21 protein-coding genes are annotated in these 20,558 nt (G+C 48.4%); all 21 read left to right on the top strand.

Annotated elements, in window-relative coordinates; genetic code table 11:
- Nucleotides 1-35 precede the first annotated feature (35 nt).
- The 21 genes from BBG47_RS17130 (at nt 36) to BBG47_RS29495 (ending at nt 20,505) form a co-directional block, all read left to right on the top strand.
- Entirely contained in the window at nt 36-1,523 is a 1,488-nt protein-coding gene (locus BBG47_RS17130; protein WP_175400559.1) for a UDP-N-acetylmuramoyl-L-alanyl-D-glutamate--2,6-diaminopimelate ligase, read from the top strand.
- Nucleotides 1,520-2,926: a UDP-N-acetylmuramoyl-tripeptide--D-alanyl-D-alanine ligase gene (locus tag BBG47_RS17125; protein WP_065292693.1), complete on the top strand. Its 1,407-nt coding sequence runs from the start codon at nt 1,520-1,522 to the stop codon at nt 2,924-2,926. Before BBG47_RS17130 ends, BBG47_RS17125 begins: the two co-directional genes overlap by 4 nt.
- Before the next feature lie 27 nt (nt 2,927-2,953).
- Nucleotides 2,954-3,916 carry a phospho-N-acetylmuramoyl-pentapeptide-transferase gene (mraY, locus tag BBG47_RS17120; protein ID WP_065292692.1) on the top strand — a complete coding sequence of 321 codons (963 nt, stop codon included), beginning with the start codon at nt 2,954-2,956 and terminating at the stop codon, nt 3,914-3,916.
- 3 nt (nt 3,917-3,919) lie between these two features.
- Entirely contained in the window at nt 3,920-5,338 is a 1,419-nt protein-coding gene (murD, locus tag BBG47_RS17115; protein WP_065292691.1) for a UDP-N-acetylmuramoyl-L-alanine--D-glutamate ligase, read from the top strand.
- Nucleotides 5,339-5,385: 47 nt separating this feature from the next.
- Nucleotides 5,386-6,483, top strand: a complete 1,098-nt coding sequence (spoVE, locus tag BBG47_RS17110; RefSeq protein ID WP_021256754.1) for a stage V sporulation protein E — start codon at nt 5,386-5,388, stop codon at nt 6,481-6,483.
- Between the two features lie 5 nt (nt 6,484-6,488).
- Nucleotides 6,489-7,595, top strand: coding sequence for an undecaprenyldiphospho-muramoylpentapeptide beta-N-acetylglucosaminyltransferase (gene murG / locus BBG47_RS17105; RefSeq protein ID WP_065292690.1), 1,107 nt, complete (start codon nt 6,489-6,491; stop codon nt 7,593-7,595).
- Between the two features lie 744 nt (nt 7,596-8,339).
- Nucleotides 8,340-9,623 carry a UDP-N-acetylglucosamine 1-carboxyvinyltransferase gene (gene murA / locus BBG47_RS17100; protein ID WP_065292689.1) on the top strand — a complete coding sequence of 428 codons (1,284 nt, stop codon included), beginning with the start codon at nt 8,340-8,342 and terminating at the stop codon, nt 9,621-9,623.
- A gap of 113 nt (nt 9,624-9,736) precedes the next feature.
- Nucleotides 9,737-10,669, top strand: coding sequence for a cell division protein FtsQ/DivIB (locus tag BBG47_RS17095; RefSeq protein ID WP_065292688.1), 933 nt, complete (start codon nt 9,737-9,739; stop codon nt 10,667-10,669).
- 279 nt (nt 10,670-10,948) lie between these two features.
- Nucleotides 10,949-12,193: a cell division protein FtsA gene (ftsA, locus tag BBG47_RS17090; protein ID WP_021256750.1), complete on the top strand. Its 1,245-nt coding sequence runs from the start codon at nt 10,949-10,951 to the stop codon at nt 12,191-12,193.
- A gap of 52 nt (nt 12,194-12,245) precedes the next feature.
- Entirely contained in the window at nt 12,246-13,379 is a 1,134-nt protein-coding gene (gene ftsZ, locus BBG47_RS17085) for a cell division protein FtsZ (RefSeq protein WP_065292687.1), read from the top strand.
- A gap of 238 nt (nt 13,380-13,617) precedes the next feature.
- Complete coding sequence (gene spoIIGA / locus BBG47_RS17080; protein WP_065292686.1) at nt 13,618-14,607, top strand: sigma-E processing peptidase SpoIIGA; 990 nt, start codon at nt 13,618-13,620, stop codon at nt 14,605-14,607.
- A gap of 97 nt (nt 14,608-14,704) precedes the next feature.
- The gene (sigE, locus tag BBG47_RS17075) at nt 14,705-15,427 is read left to right on the top strand and encodes an RNA polymerase sporulation sigma factor SigE (protein WP_028531271.1); all 723 of its coding nucleotides are present in this window, start codon (nt 14,705-14,707) and stop codon (nt 15,425-15,427) included.
- 130 nt (nt 15,428-15,557) lie between these two features.
- Nucleotides 15,558-16,340, top strand: a complete 783-nt coding sequence (gene sigG / locus BBG47_RS17070) for an RNA polymerase sporulation sigma factor SigG (RefSeq protein WP_005548072.1) — start codon at nt 15,558-15,560, stop codon at nt 16,338-16,340.
- Between the two features lie 141 nt (nt 16,341-16,481).
- Complete coding sequence (locus tag BBG47_RS17065) at nt 16,482-16,769, top strand: YlmC/YmxH family sporulation protein (RefSeq protein WP_036592529.1); 288 nt, start codon at nt 16,482-16,484, stop codon at nt 16,767-16,769.
- Nucleotides 16,770-16,818: 49 nt separating this feature from the next.
- Entirely contained in the window at nt 16,819-17,676 is an 858-nt protein-coding gene (gene pgeF / locus BBG47_RS17060; protein ID WP_065292685.1) for a peptidoglycan editing factor PgeF, read from the top strand.
- A gap of 121 nt (nt 17,677-17,797) precedes the next feature.
- Nucleotides 17,798-17,917 carry a hypothetical protein gene (locus BBG47_RS31400; RefSeq protein ID WP_397376487.1) on the top strand — a complete coding sequence of 40 codons (120 nt, stop codon included), beginning with the start codon at nt 17,798-17,800 and terminating at the stop codon, nt 17,915-17,917.
- A gap of 147 nt (nt 17,918-18,064) precedes the next feature.
- A complete protein-coding gene (locus tag BBG47_RS17055) occupies nt 18,065-18,517 on the top strand; it encodes a cell division protein SepF (RefSeq protein ID WP_021256744.1) in 453 nt (150 codons plus the stop codon).
- Between the two features lie 2 nt (nt 18,518-18,519).
- The gene (locus BBG47_RS17050) at nt 18,520-18,792 is read left to right on the top strand and encodes a YggT family protein (RefSeq protein ID WP_036592436.1); all 273 of its coding nucleotides are present in this window, start codon (nt 18,520-18,522) and stop codon (nt 18,790-18,792) included.
- A 19-nt stretch (nt 18,793-18,811) separates the two neighbouring features.
- Nucleotides 18,812-19,603, top strand: a complete 792-nt coding sequence (locus tag BBG47_RS17045; RefSeq protein ID WP_065292684.1) for a YlmH family RNA-binding protein — start codon at nt 18,812-18,814, stop codon at nt 19,601-19,603.
- Between the two features lie 89 nt (nt 19,604-19,692).
- On the top strand, nt 19,693-20,184 hold the full coding sequence (locus BBG47_RS17040) for a DivIVA domain-containing protein (protein WP_021256741.1): 492 nt from the start codon (nt 19,693-19,695) through the stop codon (nt 20,182-20,184).
- A gap of 120 nt (nt 20,185-20,304) precedes the next feature.
- A complete protein-coding gene (locus BBG47_RS29495; RefSeq protein ID WP_139070715.1) occupies nt 20,305-20,505 on the top strand; it encodes a hypothetical protein in 201 nt (66 codons plus the stop codon).
- Nucleotides 20,506-20,558 lie beyond the last annotated feature (53 nt).

Below are 20,558 nucleotides of genomic sequence, written 5' to 3'. Positions count from 1 at the left end.
AAGAGAAAGAGACGGAGGAATAATTCATGCAACAGATGCAATTGGCTGAAGCTTGCTCACGAATGCTGACAGCGAAGTGCAAGGGAGACGAACATACAGTCGTAACAGGACTCGCGATGGATTCACGCCATGTGGCGCAGGGGGATCTGTTCTTCTGTATTTCTGGTACGGCCGAAGACGGTCATCGTTATGCAGAGCAGGCGGTTCAAGCTGGTGCAGCTGCACTTGTGGTAGAACGTGAATTGGAACTGCCAGTTCCTCAATTGATTGTGAAGAGTGCTAGACATGCACTTGCAGTACTGTCAGATGCGTTCTATGGTTCACCTAGCCGCAGTATGAATCTAATTGGCATTACGGGAACGAACGGTAAGACAACAACCACGTATTTGATTGAAAAAATCTTGAATGATGCGAAGCGAAATGCAGGTGTCATCGGAACGATTCAAATGCGTTATGCAGGCAAGGTATTCCCAATGTCGCGTACAACCCCGAATGCCTTCGAACTGCAAAAGTCGCTTCATGACATGGTGAACGAGGGTGTAGATGCCGTGGCTATGGAGGTATCTTCCCACGCACTCGTACAGGGACGTGTACAAGGCTGCCGTTTCCGTACGGCTGTCTTCACGAACTTAACACAAGATCATCTGGACTATCACGAGACGATGGAAGCATATCGTGAAGCCAAAGGCCTGTTGTTCTCACGGCTAGGCAATACATTCTCTGACGCTGAGGAAGATCGCTCCTATGCGGTGCTCAACGCAGATGATCCGGCCTCTGAATACTTCGCAAGCATGACAACCGCTGAGACGATCATGTATGGCATGACAGAGCAGGCGGATGTTCGTGCCGAGAATATTCGGATTACGGCAAAAGGAACGAGCTTCACAGTTCATTCATTCAGAGGCTCGGCAGACATTCAGCTGCGTATGGTTGGTAAGTTCAATGTGTACAATGCATTAGCAGCGATTGCTGTAGGACTCATTGAAGGCATCGAACTGGATGCGATTCGTGTGAGCCTTGAAAGTGTTGCTGGGGTTGACGGGCGTGTAGAAGCTGTTGAGGCAGGACAATCCTTTGCCGTGATCGTGGACTACGCGCATACACCGGATGGACTGGAGAATGTGCTGCAGACGGTGAAGGAGTTCGCTGAAGGACGTGTCATCAGTGTATTTGGCTGTGGTGGAGACCGAGATCGTACGAAGCGTCCGCTGATGGCCAAAATCTCGGCGAAATACGCGGATTATTCCATCGTAACTTCCGATAACCCTCGTACGGAAGACCCTGATTTGATTATTAAGGATATTGTAGCGGGCCTTCATGAAGTGAACTTGGATCCAAGCCGTTATGAATGCATCGTTGATCGCCGTGCTGCCATCACGAAAGCTATTGAAATGGCAAGCCCGCACGATGTAGTATTGATTGCGGGGAAAGGCCATGAAACTTACCAAATCATCGGCAAGGAAACATTTGACTTCGATGACCGCTTGGTGGCCAAAGAAGCGATAAGGGGCAAAGTTCAGTGATTGAAACGACGTTACGAGAAGTAGCGGACTTGTGTGGAGGGACACTCTCTGATCCCTCCTATGGAGACCGCACGGTAAAAGGGGTTAGCACGAACTCGCGCAAGATCGATTCTGGTGTATTGTTCGTGCCGCTTCAAGGGGAACGATTCGACGGACATCTGTATGTGGATCAAGCCTTGAAGGATGGGGCAGCGGCTGCGATGTGGCAGTCCAATCATGATGATATGCCGCAAGGCTATCCGCTCATTATGGTGGACAACACATTAGAGGCGCTTCAGCGGCTGGCACAAGCTTATTTAGCCCAGCAGCAGGTTAAGGTTGTAGCCATTACAGGCAGCAATGGCAAGACGACCACGAAGGATATGATTGCTTCTGTTCTTGCGGAACGTTATCGTGTTCACAAGACGGATGGCAATTTCAATAATCATATTGGCCTTCCGTTAACGATATTGTCCATGCCGAAAGATACGGAAATTGCAGTTCTCGAAATGGGGATGAGCGGAAGAGGTGAAATTGAACTTCTGTCTTCCATCGCTCAGCCTGACGCAGCAGTCATTACAAACATCGGGGAAGCGCATCTGCTGCAGCTTGGTTCCCGGGAAGAGATTGCGCGTGCTAAGCTAGAAATTACTAGCGGACTACGAGAAAATGGAGTGCTCATCTGTCATGGAGACGAACCACTCGTTGACATGGCACTTTCAGAAGAAGCGACGAAGCGGCCTGAGCATATGTCAGTTATTCGCTTCGGTGCAGGTATGCAGTGTGATGTTCGACCAGAGCATATCGATCTTCATGAGGCGGGGACGACATTCACGGTTGCGGCATCAGGCAGTCAGAAGGCGTTGACTGTCGAGCTTCCGCTCTTAGGCAAGCACAATGTCATTAACGCGTTGGCTGCTATTGCAATAGGCCGCTTGTTCGGTCTGGCTGACGAGCAGATTGCGCATGGTCTTGGCAATGCACAAATAAGCGGGATGCGATTTGAACGGACGATTACGTCTGGCGGATGGGTGTTGTTAAATGATGCCTATAATGCAAGTCCGACTGCGACGAAGGCGGCGCTTGACGTGCTTGCTGGACTGCAGGGCGGCAAGCGGATTGCGATTCTTGGCGATATGCTAGAGCTAGGCCCTGATGAGGCGAGGCTCCACTATGAAGTAGGAGCATCCATAAGCCCGGGCAGCTTGGATCTATTGCTCACGTATGGCGAACTGGGCCGTGAAATTGGATCGGGTGCCCTGCAACATTTTGCAGAGAACGCCGTTTATTCATTTGATGATAAGGCAGCATTGAAGGCTTGCCTGCTGCAGCATGTTCAGGCGGGTGATACCGTGCTTGTGAAGGCATCCAGAGGAATGAAACTAGAAGAAGTTGTTAATGAATGGACTAGTGTCCATCATTAATGGGGTGTGTAACGGGAGGTGTAAGGATTGGACTTCAAGTTGATGTTAATGACAATCGGTGTATCTTTTCTCCTAGCCGTCATATTGGGCCCGTTAACGATACCGCTTCTTCGTAGGTTGAAGTTTGGTCAGCAGGTTCGTGACGATGGTCCGAAGGCTCATTTGAAAAAAGCAGGAACGCCAACGATGGGTGGCGCAATTATCTTACTTGCGTTTGCTCTCTCTTTCCTTAAATTTTCGGTGATGGATACCGATTTCTATGTGCTGCTTATCGCAACACTTGGATTTGGCTTAATTGGATTTTTAGATGACTATATTAAAATTATTTTTAAACGTTCGCTCGGTTTAACTGCAAAGCAGAAGCTGATTGGACAGCTCATATGTGCGGGACTCATTTGCTTCCTGTTGTGGCAGTCCGGTCACAGTACAGTTATTTCGATACCAGGGACGTCTCTAGGGCTTGATTTCGGATGGTTCTACTATCCGTTCATCGTCCTGATGATGCTTGCCGTGAGCAACGCGGTCAACTTCACAGATGGCTTGGATGGCTTGCTTGCCGGTACAAGTGCGATTGCCTTCTCGGCATTTGCAATCATCGCGATGCAGGCATCGGAAATATCGGCTGCGGTCAGCGCAGCAGCTATGGTTGGTGCAGTACTCGGGTTCCTCGTGTTCAATGCGCATCCAGCTAAGGTATTCATGGGCGACACAGGCTCGCTCGGGATTGGTGGAGCCATTGCAGCGGTAGCGATTCTAACGAAGACAGAACTGCTCATCATTATTATTGGCGGTATCTTCGTCATTGAAATGCTGTCGGTAATTATTCAGGTCGTATCCTTCAAGACACGCGGCAAGCGCGTGTTCAAGATGAGCCCGATCCATCATCACTTTGAACTGTGCGGATGGTCGGAATGGCGAGTAGTTATTACGTTCTGGCTTGCGGGAATCGTATTAGCCGGACTTGGATTATGGATCAACAAGGGGATGTAACGAATGAATCACCCAGAAACGTATCAAGGGAAGCGCGTCGTCGTACTTGGCTTAGCCAAGAGCGGCGTCAGCGCAGCGCAATTGTTCCACAAGTTCGGTGCGATTGTCACCGTCAATGATAAGAAGGATCGCGACAAGTGCCCCGAAGCCTCGGTATTAGAAGCTTTGGGCATTTGTGTTGTATGCGGGCATCATCCAGATAACTTGATCGATGAGCAGGTAGCGCTTGTAGTCAAAAATCCGGGAATCCCCTATACGGCTCCTCCAGTAGCCCGCGCTGTGGAACTCGGCATCGAGGTCGTAACGGAGGTGGAGGTTGCGTATCAGCTGAGTCTAGCTCCGATTATCGGGATTACGGGAAGCAATGGGAAGACGACAACGACAACATGGGTAGGCAAGACGTTGGAAGCTGCAGGAATGAAGCCGATTGTTGCAGGCAACATAGGCACTCCGCTTTGTCAGGCGGCTCAGGATGCGAACGAGGACAATACACTGGTTGTGGAACTCAGCAGCTTCCAGTTGAAGGGGACAAGCGCTTTTCGCCCTCGCATTGCATGCTTGCTTAACATTGCTGAGACACATCTTGACTATCATGGCTCGATGGAGGATTACGTCAATTCGAAGGCACGATTATTCGCCAATATGGGAAGCGAAGATATTGCGGTGCTGAACGCAGATGATGAGACTTGCTGTAGTCTTGCATCCGATATTCAAGCGACGAAGTGGTGGGTATCTTCGATGAAGCGCGTGGAGCGCGGCGTATTCGTAGAGCCATCCTATGAGGTTGAGGCGAAGGAAGAGGAGCGAATGATCGTCTATGCAGATGGCACAGGCCAAATGCATCGGATTCTTTCTGTCGTGGAACTCGGCATTCCAGGAAGATATAACGTGGACAACGCCTTGGCAGCGTGTGCCATTTCGATTGCAGCGGGTGTAGAGCCTTCAGCACTTGCAGAGCCTCTGCGTTCGTTCCAAGGGGTAGAGCATCGTCTTGAATTCGTATGCGAGCAGGACGGTGTGAAGTACTACAATAACTCCAAGGCTACGAATACGAAGGCTACCCTGATGGCATTGGGCGCATTCGAACGCAATATTATTCTTATTGCGGGTGGACTTGACCGAGGGCTGGACTTCCATGAGCTGATCCCCATTATGGGAGAGCGAGTAAAGGCAGTTGTTACGATGGGCCAAACACGTCACATTATGAAACAAGTTGCCGAGAAGGCAGGTTTAACGGATATATCTGTCGTCGACAATGTAGATCATGCAGCCGACGCAGTGAAGGAAGCTGTCGATATGGCGCACGCTTATGCGAAGCCAGGCGATATCATTCTCTTGTCACCAGCATGTGCAAGCTGGGACATGTTCCCGTCTTATGAAGATCGGGGACGCATGTTTAAAGCGGCGGTGCATAGTCTGTAGTAGGGGGGTGTTCAAGCCCCTACATTGTCCTAATAGAGGTGTACCGCATGGTCAAAGCACGCACTGCGCCCGATTTGTGGCTAATCGTCTCGGTACTGTCCCTGCTATCGATCGGTATGATTATGGTATACAGCGCCGGTGCTGTTCTCGCCTTCCGGGAATATGGAGATTCGTTCTACTTCGTTAAGCGTCAATTGCTGTTTGCTCTGCTGGGGATTGCTGCGATGTTCGTTACGATGAATACGGACTATCGCGTATGGAAGCGATATGCGAAGATTGGACTTCTTATTTGCTTCGTGCTCCTGATTGTTGTTCTCATTCCGGGAATCGGCAATGTTCGGGGTGGGGCGCGAAGCTGGCTAGGCATCGGTTCGTTTGGCATACAGCCGTCCGAGTTTATGAAGCTCGGGATGATTCTGTTCATGGCCAAAATGCTCTCCGAGGAGCAAACGAGCATTACGAGCTTTACAAAGGGGCTGCTGCCGCCGCTTGCGATTATGGGAACGGCGTTCGGACTTATCATGCTGCAGCCGGATCTCGGTACAGGAACGGTCATGGTTGGTGCGGTGCTGCTTGTTATTTTTGTGGCGGGAGCTCAGATGAAGCATTTGCTGTCGCTTGCTGCAGTTGGGGTAGCTGGGTTCGTTGGACTCGTGCTCGCTGCGCCCTATCGGCTTCTGCGGATTACCGCATTTCTTGATCCTTGGCAGGATCCGCTGGGGGCTGGATACCAATCGATCCAGTCGTTATTTGCTATAGGGCCAGGCGGTCTTATGGGACTTGGCCTCGGTGCAAGCCGCCAGAAATATAGCTATGTGCCTGAGCCGCAAACTGATTTTATCTTCTCGATTTTAGCAGAGGAACTAGGATTTTTAGGTGCAGTTACGGTTTTGATTTTATTTCTTATCTTAGTGTGGCGAGGTATGCGAACTGCTCTGACGGCGCCTGATAAATTCGGCAGCCTGCTGGCGGCAGGCATTGTTGGAATTGTGGCAGTTCAAGTGATCATCAATATTGGTGTCGTAATTGGACTCATGCCAGTTACGGGAATAACGCTGCCATTAATTAGTTATGGTGGCTCGTCGCTGACCTTAATGCTGACTGCACTAGGAATTTTACTGAATATATCACGTTATGCGAGGTGAAAGTCATGCGCGTCGTGCTCAGCGGTGGCGGGACAGGTGGACATATCTACCCGGCAGTCGCCATTGCAAGGGAATGCGAGAAGCAGTATCCCGGCAGCGCTTTTTTATATATCGGAACAGAGAAGGGATTGGAGAGCCGTCTCGTTCCTGAAGAGGGCTTGGATTTTCGGGCGATTGAAATTACAGGATTTCGCCGCAAGCTTTCAATGGAAAACTTCAAGACGATCATGCGTTTCATTCGCGGTGTAGGCAAGGCCAAAGAAATGCTGAGAGAATTCAAGCCTGATGTAGTCGTTGGAACGGGTGGATATGTGTGCGGTCCCGTTGTATACGCTGCAGCGAAGCTTGGAATTCCGACCGTCATTCATGAACAGAATGTGATTCCAGGCTTGACGAATACGTTTCTAAGCCGATATACGAGTACAGTTGCGGTTAGCTTCGAGCAATCGGCTCCGTATTTCAAGAAAGCAAAAAACGTAGTTTATTGTGGGAATCCGCGAGCAACGGCAGTGATGGAAGCGGAGAAAGCACGCGGCTTCGCGACTCTCGGATTGCCGAGCGACAGCCGAATTGTCCTCATCGTAGGCGGTAGCCGAGGTGCAAAGGCAGTGAACGAAGCGATGATCGGCATGGTGCCATTACTGAAGCAATTGCCGGATGTACACTTCGTGTATGTGACGGGGCAGAACTATTATGAAAATACACGGAAGGCTGTGCTGCAGACGAGTGATGCAGTTCGCAATCATCTGCATGTCCTGCCTTACATCAGCAACATGCCTGAAGTGCTTGCGGCAACAACGCTCGCTGTCAGTCGAGCGGGAGCTTCTTCACTTGCAGAGATGACTGCTCTCGGAATTCCTTCCATCTTGATCCCGTCGCCAAATGTGACGAACAATCACCAGGAAGCGAATGCGCGCTCCTTGCAGGATGAGGGAGCAGCCATTATGATTACCGAGAAAGAACTGTCGACAGAAGCTTTGTTCGGCCATATCAAGTCGTTGATGACTGATGAAGCGAAGCGAAAAAACATGTCTGACGCTGCCAAGTCTTTTGGACAGCCAGACGCAGCTGCAAGAGTAGTAGCTGAATTACAACGATTATCGGGCAAGTAAGCTTGCCCGATTTTTTTGTGCCTCATTTACGAGCTTAAGGGGTTTGATGCAGCTATTGTCCTGAAATTGTCAGGACGTCATATAGTAGAAGAATCGGGAATGGGCTCCTGTCACACAACGTTTCGCCCGAACATAATATACTCTATACATCGTGACAGATTCCCCCAGACCGCTGCCTCGTCGTACACTCTTCAAGATTGCACGGCTTGTGAATATGAACCTAAGTATAGCTGGCGGCAGCTCACAATCCTTGTGAGATGGTGTGGCGTGGCTTTGCCACGGAAGCGAGGAAGGCAAATTGGTATGCTGGAGCGACCCTCCATTCATGAAGATGGAGCTATCCACACACAGTGTAGAGCTGTCGAGGCTTGAATATGCTGAGCGCATTCATGAACGGTCTGAAGCGCCGTATCCATGAGTGCAGGAGCGAACGGGTCGGATGTGTCACGAATAATTGATACTGCTGAGATTGAACTGGGATAGGGAAATTGGTGAGTGAAATGACGGAAACTGTGCATTTTTCGCATACGGCCCTCTGCGCTGCTTAACAGGTTTGTCGGAAATGCGACGCTAAGCTCTTCAGCATAGGGGATGCCAATTTCATTGTTATCACCGGTCAAGCAACAGCGTCAGACGTGCTTGCCCTTATAGCGTGCATTCAACAGATGATTCAAGAGATACAATCATGCAGCGTTGGTGCCGAAAATCGAGTAGTGGGTGAGCGGTAATCTCGGAGGTGACACATTGGACAAATTGGTGATTGAGGGTGGAAGGCCTCTATCTGGTACGATTCGTATCCAAGGAGCTAAAAATGCCGCTTTACCAATTATGGCAGCCTCGATTCTAACCGATGGCATCGTTAGGCTAGAGAACGTTCCGCAATTGCTAGACATCGAAGTCATGCAGCACATTATGCGAAGTCTGGGCTGCAGGACGATCCAAGATGGAGGGACGGTCTCCATTGATACGTCAGGCGCTCATTCCACGCATGTGCCGGAGGATTTGATGCGCCAGATGCGTTCTTCTATTTTCTTGATGGGGCCGCTGCTTGCAAGGTTTAAGGAGGTTCACATCTATCAGCCAGGTGGCTGTGCAATCGGTGAGAGGAAGATTGATCTGCATCTGCGTGGACTGCAGTCATTAGGCGCAGAGCTGGAGCATTGCGGCAATCGAATCACATGCCGTGCAGAACGGCTCATTGGGACAGATATTCATCTTGATTTTCCAAGTGTTGGTGCCACGGAGAATGTGATGATGGCAGCCGTTCTCGCAGAAGGAACGAGTGTCATAACGAACGCAGCAAGAGAACCGGAAATTGTTGACTTGCAGCATTTTCTGAACAGCATGGGTGCACAGGTGTCAGGAGCCGGTACAGACACAATTGTCGTTGAAGGCGTTACGAAGCTAAGAGGAAGCCAATATGAAGTGATGCCTGATCGCATTGTAGCGGGTACGCTCATGATAGCCGCTGCGGCAACCCGAGGAGCAGTAACGCTGACCAATGCGCATGCGAGCCACTTGACTTCGCTAATCCATATCCTGCGCCGCGCCGGTGTTCAGATCGCAACGAGTGATGGTATAATCAACGTAACTAGCTTTGGTAGAGCGAAGGCTGTAGAGCGAATTGTAACGTCGCCATATCCTGCGTTCCCGACTGATTTGCAATCTCAGCTGATGGTGTTACTGTCACTTGCTGATGGGGTAAGTGTGATGAAGGAGACGGTATTTGAAGGCCGTTTCCGGCATGTCGAGGAACTCGCCAGAATGGGAGCAGATATTCGGGTTGATCTGAGTAATGCATTTATCAAAGGTGTGCCAGAATTGTATGGTTCGACAGTCGAGGCAACCGACCTGCGCGCAGGAGCGGCGCTCGTTATTGCTGGGCTTGCCGCAAGCGGTCGTACCGTCGTAGAGAATGTTCATCACATTGATCGCGGATACGACAGTATCGAGCATATGTTTACTAGGCTCGGCGCGAAGATTGAACGAATCACGTCTGTGCCTAAGCTTGATATTGCCAACGGATAATGCAATAATTTATACTCGGTCCCCTTCTTTGATACGGAAGGGGACTGTAGTAATTCTCATATTGATGTTTCTAGTTACTTTGAAATGTGTATTGATAGAAGGGGATGAATCCAGTGTCATTGAGAACGATACCCCCGCTGCCTGATAAGCCGGTGAGGAAGAAACGGATAGGTGTCAGAGTGAAATGGCTGCTCCTCTTCCTTCTAGTTGTGCTGCTTGTTGTCCTGTTCTTCAGGTCATCAATCAGTAAAATAAAAGAAGTTCGCTGGATTGGGAATCACCTCGTCAGTTATGAACAATTAAGCAGCAGCAGTGGTGTGAAGCCGGGTGAACCGTATTTCGGAACGAGTGAAAGTTCTGTTGCGGAACGAATCAAGGCGGAGTTCCCATTTGTCAAATCGGTTCAAGTGGACAAGCAGTTCCCAAGTGTCATTGAAATTTATATTCAAGAATATGCTCCAGTTGCTTATGAGTTGACGGAAGATGGGAGCATCCAAGCATGCTTGGAGAACGGTGCGGTGATCTCGCTGAAGGACAAGCAGAAGCTTGTACTGGAGAAGCCGGTTCTTACACAGTGGGAAGGTCAAGCCGAATTGAAGACCGAGCTAAGCAAAGCACTTGCGGCTACGCCAAGAGGGCTGCTGGCTGATATTTCGGAGATCCGCTACTACCCGTCCTCTTCTTATCCTGATCGGATTAAGATGTATACACGTTCTGGGTTCGAAGTGGTTACGACTGTGCCTCTACTTCCTGATAAGATAGCTTACTTGAGCGGTGTCGTGGAATCTCAGTCTCCTGGACGGATAACGATGCTGAAGGCAGACTCGTATATTCCGTATTCCAGCCTGCCAAATGACATCGAGGCTATCGAGGGAGCCAAAGAGGACAAGGGAGAAGCTGAAAGCTCAGAGCAGAATAAGGAAGGCACCGGCTCGGAGAATACAAATGAGAAAGTACGTGGATCTGAGCAGGAAAAAGGAGCTGACGCAGAGAATGATATAAAGGAACCTGAGAAAGGCCAAGAAACAAACAAGGAAACGGAATAAGACAATGGTTCATCCATGAATGAGCAAAATATGGAGAGATAAAAAAACTCTACTCAATAAACGGAAAAAATGCTAGAATAAAACTTATGGGTATTTCCGTTCTCTCCTTCTTTTTTCTTCACGTTTTTAAGAAAGAAGACGGTTACTGCTTATATGGAAGGAATTTGTCTTCAAAAAATTTGTAGAAAAAAGAGGGAATGACTAAACTTTGTTGAATACATACAAAGTGTCCGGGGATACAAACATACCAATTGATTGGGAACTAGGAGGTGCCACGGGTTGAGCAGCAATGACATCATTGTGAGTTTGGACATCGGTACATCCAAAGTGCGCGCTATCATCGGGGAAATTAACAACGGAACGCTGCAAATTATCGGCGTTGGATCTGCTGACTCAGAAGGTATTCGCAAAGGTGCGATTGTAGATATTGATCAGACTGTCCAGTCAATTCGTAATGCGGTGGAGCATGCGGAGCGAATGGTCGGCATTGAAATTACGGAAGTGTACGTAGGCATATCAGGCAATCATATCGGCTTGCAATCCAGCCATGGAGTTGTCGCGGTATCGAATGAAGACCGTGAGATTGGCGAAGAGGATATTGAGCGTGTGCTCAAAGCAGCAGAAGTTATTGCTTTGCCACCAGAACGTGAAATCATCGACGTGGTTGCAAAGCAATATGTTGTTGATGGACTGGAGGATATTCATGATCCTCGAGGCATGATAGGTGTTCGCTTGGAAGTCGATGCCACGATTATAACTGGGGCGAAGACAGCTGTACATAACTTGTTGCGTTGTGTGGAGAAGGCTGGCTTGCATGTCAAGGATCTAATATTAATGTCTCTTGCCGGAGGGCAGTTGGCATTGTCTAAAGATGAGAAGATGATGGGCTCCGTCCTTGTAGATGTCGGTGCAGGTGCTACAACTATTGCTGTGTTCCAAGATGGAACGCTTGCTGCTACGTCTACATTGCCTATTGGCGGGGACTTCGTTACGAACGATATCGCATATGGTCTTCGAACCATGTCTGACCATGCAGAGAAAGTAAAGCTGAAGTTCGGCTGTGCATGGATTGAGGACGCGCTAGAGGATCATGTGTTCAAAGTAACGCGTATCGGCAGCAATGTGGAGAAGGAATTCAATCAAGTATTCCTTGCCAACATCATCGAACCGCGTATGGAAGAAATATTCCAGCTTGTCAAAAATGAAGTGAAGCGACTAGGCTTCACGGAACTGCCAGGTGGATATATTCTGTCTGGAGGCACAGTATCTATGCCTGGAGTTCTGAAGTCCGCCCAAGCTGCCATGCAGACTTCGGTACGAATCGCGGTACCTGACTTTATTGGTGTACGCGATCCAGGATTCGTAAGCGGTGTTGGGGTATTGCATCATGTGTTGCGCTCCGTTCGTCCACGCAGTGCAGGTGGCGCCAAGAAAGCGGCAACTCGGAAGCCAACTCCAATGGAATCATCAAACAAACCTAGCTTCATTGATCGGTTAAAAAATATGTTTAGTGAATTCATTTAATAAAAGTTGACTTCAGGCCATCGGTGCACAATGAAGAGGAGATGGAGGACTCATGTTGGAATTTGAATTTGAGATGGAACAGTTGGCCCAAATTAAAGTTATTGGTGTCGGTGGCGGCGGTAGCAACGCGGTTAACCGAATGATTGATAATGGCGTTCAGGGCGTTGAATTTATTACAGTAAATACGGATGCGCAGGCGCTTCACTTTGCGAAGTCCGAGCACAAGCTGCAGATCGGCGACAAATTGACGCGCGGTCTTGGTGCAGGTGCGAACCCAGAAGTAGGGAAGAAGGCTGCAGAAGAATCCCGCGAGTTGATCAGCAATACGCTGAAAGGTGCAGACATGGTATTCGTTACTGCCGGTATGGGAGGCGGAACAGGTACTGGTGCTGCTCCTGTAATTGCTGAGATCGCGAAGGAATGCGGCGCATTGACTGTTGGTGTCGTTACGCGTCCATTCACATTCGAAGGCCGCAAGCGTTTTTCGCAAGCAGAAATCGGTATCGAAGCATTGAAGGAAAAGGTAGATACGCTTATCGTAATCCCGAATGACCGTTTGCTAGAAATCGTAGACAAGAAGACACCAATGCTGGAAGCTTTCCGCGAGGTTGATAACGTACTCCGTCAAGCTGTGCAAGGTATTTCTGACTTGATCCAGGTACCAGGTCTTATCAACTTGGACTTCGCGGACGTGAAGACGATTATGACTGAGCGTGGTTCTGCCTTGATGGGGATTGGTGTTGCGAACGGTGAGAACCGTGCTGCTGAAGCTGCACGCAAGGCGATCATGAGTCCATTGCTCGAGACTTCCATTGATGGTGCTCGTGGTGTTATCATGAACATTACAGGTGGCGCAAATCTGTCCTTGTATGAAGTCAATGAAGCAGCAGAAATCGTTACGGAAGCTTCCGATGTGGAAGTAAATATGATCTTCGGTGCGATCATCGATGAGAATATGAAGGACGATATTAAAGTTACGGTTATTGCGACAGGATTCGAGAGCAAGCCGGCTGCGCCAATTCCAGGACGTCGTCCAGCTACTGGCTCGACTAGTTCAAGCTCTGGCGAATCTCAGGAATCTCGTTCCTCGTCTACCTTGCGCCCGTTCGGCAATCAACCAGCGTCTGATCAGCTGGATATTCCGACGTTTTTGCGTAACCGTCCACGCAGCACAAATAACGAATAATACGTACTACTTTACTATAAGCGTCTGCCCGTTAAGGGCAGACGCTTTTTGCATTTTCCACAACTATCTCCGACGGCGACTAGCGCTGTTATCTAATGGTCCTTCCCGATGAAGATTGGAATGATCGACAAAAAAAGTGCCATTCCACACCCATCATTAGACAGACTTCGAATACATCACTCTTTATACTAATTAATAACTTCCCAATAGTTGGCGGCAGAAAAAGGAGGGAAGCGCATTGACCGTCATCTATGCCGATCTTCTTTTCGGCCTAAACTTAGTATTGGATTGGACGCTGCTGCGAATGACTGCGAAGATCCGCGGAATCCAGTTTTCGCGCTGGCGGATCGTTGCCGCAGCAGGCTTGGGTACTGCGTATGCAGCAGTGCTCTTTATTCCTTCTTATCCGATCCTCTATACGTATGTTGGCAAATTACTCTTATCTATTCTTATGATCATCTTGGCGTTTGGATTTCAGAATGCCGGATATTTTCTTAAAAATGTTGCTGTCTTTTATTTTTCGGCCTTTGTCATTGCTGGCGGGGCATTTGGGCTGCAATATTTGCTGCAGGATGCGCGGGCTTGGACAATATCCGATCGTGCGACACAATGGATGGATGCTCATCGCACTACCTTTCAAGCTGGAATCGGCTTTCTCGTAGTAGCTCTTCCTGCCTCTTACGCATTATTCCGTCTCGTATGGCGACATAGTACAAGACAGCAGCAGGTAGTGAAGCAGCTGGTGCAATTGGATATCTATATAGGCGATACAGTTCGACATTGTACAGGACTCGTAGATACGGGAAATCATCTGCGAGACCCACTAGGAGGAGCGCCTGTAGTGGTAACGGAGTCGAGGCTGTGGGAGGGCGTTCTGCCTTCTGAATGGTTGAAGAGGCTTCGGTCAGAGCAGCCATTTGATATGCTTCAGTCTTGGAAGGGAACAAGTGAAGACGGAGGAATGCTGGACGAATCCCGGCTACGGCTCATCCCTTATCGTGGGGTGAATCGTGACATGCAGTGGATGATGGGACTGCGTCCGGATTCGGTTCGGATAAGCACGGAGAACGAGACTTATCTATGTACGAAAGTAATTATCGGGTTGGATGGCGGGACATTGTCACATGATGGTGCCTTCCAAGCTATCGTGCATCCAGATTTGCTGCAAACTTCAGAGAATGAGTCTGCCTATCATGCTATGCCGGATTCTACTCACCGCGCTTCGTAAGCGGCCTGCTAGGATGAACATTGCTATTATTCTATCGATTATACTGATGTACCTATACGAACGACCCTGTCATCACTAAGTTGTAGGAGGATTGGCGATGCGTTTGCAATGGAAACTGAGGATGCAGCTTCACTATTATCGGCTGTTATTCTGGCTAGGACTGAAGCGGGATGAGATTTATTATATTGGCGGAAGCGAGGCGCTGCCTCCACCATTAACAAGGGAAGAAGAGGAATTTTTGCTGTCACGGCTGTCGACCGGGGAGTCAGCAGTACGAGCAATGTTGATTGAGCGTAATTTGCGTCTCGTTGTTTATATTGCGCGCAAATTTGAAAATACAGGCATCCATATTGAAGATTTGGTCTCGATCGGTGCTATTGGACTGATTAAGGCTGTTAACACCTTTGATCCAGAAAAGAAAATCAAGCTTGCTACGTACGCATCGCGCTGTATCGAAAATGAAATTTTGATGTATTTGCGACGTAACAGCAAGACAAGAACGGAAGTATCCTTCGACGAGCCGCTCAATATTGATTGGGATGGCAACGAATTGCTGTTATCGGATGTGCTCGGAACAGAGAACGATACAATTTATAAAAATATTGAAGAGCAGGTTGACCGCAAACTGCTGCACAAAGCCTTGGATAAGCTAAGTGATCGGGAACGAATGATCATGGAGCTGCGCTTCGGATTGACAGATGGAGAAGAGAAGACACAGAAGGATGTGGCCGATATGCTGGGCATATCCCAGTCGTATATTTCCCGGCTTGAGAAACGGATTATTAAGCGTTTGCGCAAAGAATTTAATAAGATGGTGTAAACGTTTCACTGCTTGAACGGGTGCGGAATACGGCTCAATCGGAACTAATCAGGCGCAGGAAACGCAGGAATAAAAAAGCACCCCGGGGAGATAATGTACATTAATGTTTCATCCCTGGGAGGTAATACGAATGACCCGAAACAAAGTCGAAATTTGCGGTGTCGATACATCGAAGTTGCCCGTCCTCACGAACGCCGAAATGAGGGAATTGTTCGTGTCATTACAGGAGCGAAATGAGCTATCGGCTCGGGAGAAGCTGGTAAACGGTAATTTGAGGCTCGTATTGAGTGTGATCCAGCGATTTAACAACCGAGGCGAATTCGTTGATGACTTATTCCAAGTTGGCTGTATTGGATTAATGAAAGCCATTGACAACTTCGACCTTGGTCAGAATGTTAAATTCTCTACATATGCGGTTCCGATGATTATCGGAGAAATTCGCAGATACTTGCGGGACAATAACCCAATCCGGGTGTCCAGAAGCTTGCGGGACATCGCGTATAAAGCATTGCAAGTGCGTGACTCCTTAACCAATCAGAATTCTCGTGAACCGACGATTCACGAAATCTCGGAGGCGTTGAATGTTCCGAAGGAAGATGTCGTGTTCGCACTTGATGCGATTCAAGATCCTGTGTCCTTGTTCGAGCCAATTTATCATGATGGCGGCGATCCGATTTATGTGATGGATCAAATTAGCGATGAGAAGAATAAGGACGTGTCATGGATCGAAGAGATCGTGCTGCGTGAGGCAATGCGGAAGTTGAACGAACGTGAGAAGATGATTTTATCGATGCGTTTTTTCGAAGGCAAAACCCAAATGGAAGTTGCAGACGAGATTGGCATTTCACAAGCGCAAGTATCTAGGCTAGAGAAATCCGCAATCAATCAGATGCAGAAGCATGTTCGCACGTAAATACCTAGTTTGAACAGATAAGCCGTCCGCGGTTAAGCGGCGGCTTTTTTTTATGTCTGTCAGGGCATTTTGCCCAATGCATTCATATACTAAGGTATGTACGCTGGCTACGGTCAAATTCCTAGTGGAATGGTGATTGCGATGAAAATTTCTGATTTTCAAACGAAGGATGTAATCAACATTATCGACGGCAAGAAATTAGGTCAAGTAAGCGATGTAGAGCTCGATATGAAACAGGGAAGAATTGAATCCATCGTTGTTCCCAATTACAGTAAGTTCATGGGGTTGTTCGGTGGCGGAAGCGAGTTGATCATTCCTTGGCGAAATATTGTTAAGATCGGCGCTGATGTCGTTCTGGTGAAAATGGAGGAAATGAAGCAGGCGCGAACTGAAGAATATGACAGCACTGCCTTTGTACAGAAACAATAGGCTTCACCGTTCGGTTTGTGGTAAACTGTACGGTGAGGTGATTATCGTCATGGAACCATTTCAATTACAGAAGCCTGAGGCAGCAGAAGGGCCTGTCCTATTGAATGTCAAGAAATGGACAGAGGCTTATCCAGAGTTGACGGCTGGTTTCACAACAAGAAATGGCGGCGTGAGCAGTGAGCATTTTAACTCATTGAATTGTGCGCTGCATGTACACGATAATGAGGCAGATGTCATCCATAATCGCGAGCTTGTCGCCAAAGCGTGCGGCATGCCATTTGAAGCATGGACATGTGGTGAGCAGGTGCATGGAAGTCATGTTCATGTCGTTACAGAGGAAGAACGAGGAAAAGGAAGGCTGAATCGTGAAGATGCGATTCAAAATACGGATTCTTTGGTTACTGATGTTACGGGAGTTCTATTGACTTCATTTTATGCCGACTGTGTTCCATTGATGTTCTTAGATCCGATCCAGCGCGTGGTCGGTCTTGCACATGCAGGGTGGAAAGGAACCGTCAGCAATATTGGCGCTGCAACGGTACATAAGATGCAGGATCAGTTTGGCTGCCGTATTGAGCATATTCAAGCAGCGATTGGACCATCGATTGGCTCCTGCTGCTATGAGGTGGACGAGCGCGTAATTGGCGAAGTGCGGCGTGTGCTCGCAGGCGATCCACAAGCGGAGCAAGTTCAGAATGATATCATCCGTCCGACAACATCTGGGCATGCTATGCTTGATTTGCGTGAATTGAATCGACATTTGTTGATCCAAGCAGGAATTTTGGCAACAAATATCGAATGTACTACACTGTGCACCGGCTGCAATATAGATATGTTCTATTCCCACCGAATGGAGGGCGGGACGACCGGTCGCATGATGAGTTGGATTGGCTGGAAGAAGGGATGACAGAATGACGCTGCAGCAACGAATCGAAGCTATAGGGCGGAACATTCGCTGCTTCATTCAGGTGAATATCTAGGGTGAGGAATCCAAGCATGGATTAGAACCGGAACAAGCCGCGGCATTTGTGGAGCAATTGCGCGCGTTTCCTCATATTGAGCCGATTGGACTAATGACGATGGCTCCATACGAAGCTGAACCGGAACAGACGAGACCCTTATTTCGCAGATTACGGCATATTACGTGAGTTGCGAGGCGAATTTGGATCATCGTTGTCCATATCATTGCCGCACTTATCGATGGGGATGCCCAATGATTTTGAAGTCGCTGTGGAAGAGAGGGCGACATGGCTGAGATTTGGATCCGTCCTAGTTGGGAAGGAAGGGGAAACGTAATGGGTGTAATGAACCGATTTATGAATTTTCTAGGACTTCAAGAAGAAGAAGAAATCATTGAGCGTGAGAAGGTAGTAACGGATATGAACGAGCAAGAGGTAGAAGCGCCGAATTTTGACCAGCGCAAATCCTCTAAGGCTGCTAATGTAGTGAGCATACACTCACAGAAGTCCTCCAAGATGGTGCTATATGAGCCGCGTTCTTATGATGAGGCCCAAGAGATTGCGGATCACTTGCGTTCACGGCGCTCGGTTATCGTGAATTTGCAAAGAGTTCGGAAGGATCAAGCTTTTCGGATTATTGATTTCTTGAGTGGCACGGTCTATGCATTAAGCGGAAACATATCCAAGGTTGGTGGAAATATATTCGTGTGTACCCCCGAGCAGGTTGAAATTCAAGGTTCCATCACAGAAATCCTACACGACGATTACGAAAACATGCAAACGAGGTGACCTTGTTGGAGTATCAGATAGCTGAATACGTGTATTACCTGTTCAACATATACAGATGGTTAATTATTGTTTATATTTTGATGTCTTGGGTACCTAATGTACGCGAGAGCTTTATCGGCGAAATTCTAGGCAAGATTGTTGAGCCTTATTTGGCTCCGTTCCGCCGTATTATCCCGCCAATCGGCGGGATGCTGGACATTTCCCCAATCGTGGCATTGTTCACGCTTGAGTTCGTGTACAGAGGTGTAATTGCTGTACTTCAGTATTTTATTTAGCAATAGGTGAGTGCTAGTGATGACAGCAAATGAAAATATTTATACGCACTTTCACCCTGATGAGCGTGTGTTTGTCGATCGCGCTGCGGAGTGGGTGGAACGTGCGGCGCAAGTCCACGAGATCCGTCGTACTGATTTTTTGGATCCGAGACAAGCTTTCATTGTGGCTACATTGGTCAATCGGAATGCTGATGTTCAGCTGCGCTTGGATGGAGGGCATGAGCAGGCCGAACGCAAGCGTGCGCTCATTGCTCCCGATTATGTATACGCAGACGGAGAAGAAATGGGGATGCAAGTCCTTCAAATTACTTCTTCCGACCGCAATTGGGGGCAGCTTGAGCATGGCGATTTCTTGGGAGCTGTGCTCGGGCTTGGCATAAAGCGAGACAAAATTGGCGATATTCACGTTAACGATGATCGTTGCCACATTGTGATCACAGAAGAAATTGGGGCTTTTCTCGATACACATCTGCGTCAGGTACATCGCGTGAATGTAATGACCGAGATTGTCCCATTATCCGAGCTTCGGACTGCTCATGCAGAGCTGAATATGATGTCCATAAGTGTTGCATCCCTTCGATTGGATGGCATTTCCAGCGATGTATTCAGACTTAGCCGAACGAAGATCGTAACCCCGATCAAGGCGGGGAGATGCAAGGTGAACTGGAAGGTAGAAGAAAATCCGTCCACCCAGCTCCAAGCGGGGGATGTTGTCTCCTTGCAAGGGTTCGGACGATTCAAAGTAATAGAAATTGAAGGCGTATCGAAAAAAGGCCGCATGCGTATTTCGGTAGGTACTTATACACGTTGAGCTCGCTGTAGTTTGTACGTTTGCAGCTAAGAGGGTTCGAAAAGACATGATTTGCCGCATGCTTTTGTAATTTTGAGGAGGTGCACACGATGCCATTGACACCACTAGACATACATAACAAGGAATTTAGCCGCAAGCTGCGCGGTTATGATGAGGACGCTGTTAACGAGTTCCTCGATCAGATTATTAAAGATTATGAAGCGCTAATTCGCGAGAACAAGGAACTGCAAAACCATGCAAACTCCTTGCAGGACAAGCTTGACCATTTCGCGAATCTTGAGGAAACCTTGAGCAAAACGATCATCGTTGCACAAGAAGCTGCGGATGAAGTGAAGAGCAATGCGAAGAAGGAAGCACAGCTTATCGTCAAAGAAGCTGAGAAAAATGCAGATCGCATCGTGAACGATGCACTGGCGAAGTCGCGCAAAGTTGCGTTGGAAGTTGAGGAGCTTAAGAAGCAATCCTCGATCTATCGTGCACGCTTCCGCACATTGGTTGAGGCTCAGATGGAGCTGCTCAATCAAGACGGCTGGGATGCGCTTGAGCGTGAAGAAGTGAAGGAAGTTAAAGAATTGTATTAGTCGTAGGGGCGGCTGATTGACATTTGCCGCAAAACACGATATAAATATGTATTAATAACGTGATATTCAATGACGGGAACGCACTGACACGCCCATCCGTTCTTCAGAGAGTCGGAGCAGGTGAGAACCGACGAACGAATCGTGTTCAGACATCATCCCAGAGAAGATATGCCGAATGCAGTTGGTTGGATTAAGGCTGGCGTAGTAAGCATATCCGGATCCCCTCCGTTATTGGGGGCTTGTATGCTTGGAGAAGCATGCATGATGAAGGTGCCGTACGACAATGTTGTAAGTCATTGTTGGACGGAACAAGGGTGGTAACGCGAGCAGAACCTCGTCCCTTTTTGGGAGGAGGTTTTTTTGTTTCCTCAATT

This window comes from Paenibacillus sp. KS1, from assembly GCF_001680695.1.
GTDB classification, from domain to species: Bacteria; Bacillota; Bacilli; order Paenibacillales; family Paenibacillaceae; genus Paenibacillus_B; species Paenibacillus_B suaedae.
Note: the sequence above shows the minus strand (reverse complement) of the source record. Positions and strands in the feature narration are given on the sequence as shown.